Below are 1,326 nucleotides of genomic sequence, written 5' to 3'. Positions count from 1 at the left end.
CCCCCTCCGGGCCGATCTTCATGTCGCCGAAATGAAACCACACGTCGTGCCGGCCGGGCGAAAGCGCGATCGCCACCGCCACCACGTTGTCGTGCGCGACCGACTCCTTCACGAAGCCCATCACCTGATCCGAATCGACCTGCACGAAGCCGAAATTCGCGGTCTGCTGCAGCGCCGGATTGTCACGTCGGATCGCGTTCAGCCGGCCGATATAGGCCTTGATGTTGCCCGGCGCGTTCCAGTCGCGCGGCTTTATCTCGTACTTCTCGGAGTCGAGATACTCCTCTTTTCCGGGCGCCACCGGCACGTGCTCCAAAAACTCGAAACCGCTGTAGACGCCGTAATTGCCGGACAGCGTCGAGGCGAGCGCGACCCGCGCCTTGAACATCCACGGCTCGCCGCCCTGCAGATGGACGGGCAGGATGTCCGGCGTGTTGACGAAGAAGTTCGGCCGGAAATAATCACGTTCGGGATAGCGGGTCAGCTCCGCCATGTAGGCCGACATCTCGTCCTTGCCGGTGCGCCACGTGAAATAGGTGTAGGACTGTGAGAAGCCGAGCTTGGCCAGCGCCTTCATCACCTTCGGGCGGGTAAAAGCCTCGGCGAGGAAGATGGTGTCCGGCCAGCGCAGCTGCACCTCGCGGATCATCCACTCCCAGAACGGGAACGGCTTGGTGTGCGGGTTGTCGACGCGGAAAATTCGCACGCCCTGCTCCGCCCAGAACAGCACCACGTCACGAAGCGCCTGCCACAACGCGACGCGATCGGCGCAATAGAAATCCGGGTTGACGATGTCCTCGTATTTCTTGGGCGGGTTCTCGGCGTAGCGCATCGAGCCGTCGGGCCGCCACTTGAACCAGTCGGGATGCTCCTTCAGCCACGGGTGATCCGGCGAGCACTGGATGGCGAAATCGAGCGCGATCTCCATCCCGTGCGCGCGCGCCGCCGTCACCAGCTTCTTGAAGTCGGCGAGCGTGCCGAGCTCGGGGTGCACCGTGTCGTGGCCACCGGCCTCCGCGCCGATCGCATAAGGCGAGCCCGGATCGTTCGACCCGGCCTTCAGAGAATTGTTCTTGCCCTTGCGGTTTTTCTTCCCGATCGGGTGGATCGGCGGAAAGTACAGCACGTCGAAGCCGAGCCCGGCGATCTCCGGAAGGCGGGCGATCACGTCGTCGAAGGTGCCGTGGCGCTTCGGATCGTCGGTCTGGCTGCGCGGAAAAATCTCGTACCACGCGCCGGTGCGGGCGCGGGCCCGCTCGATCATCAGCGGAAACGCCTGGCTCCAGGTGAGGTCGGGCCGCGGCTCGGCCGCCGCCATCAGGCCCA

General features: G+C 64.5%; 1 protein-coding gene. It reads right to left on the bottom strand.

Features of this window, described 5'->3' with window-relative positions:
* A partial coding sequence (locus tag A33M_RS21770; protein WP_040622653.1) for an alpha-1,4-glucan--maltose-1-phosphate maltosyltransferase occupies window positions 1-1,326 on the bottom strand: 1,326 nt, incomplete at both ends.

This window comes from Rhodovulum sp. PH10 (assembly GCF_000293785.1).
In the GTDB taxonomy this organism is placed as follows: Bacteria; Pseudomonadota; Alphaproteobacteria; order Rhizobiales; family Xanthobacteraceae; genus Rhodoplanes.
The sequence above is the reverse complement of the archived record's forward strand: the minus strand, read 5'-3'. Positions and strand labels throughout refer to the sequence as shown.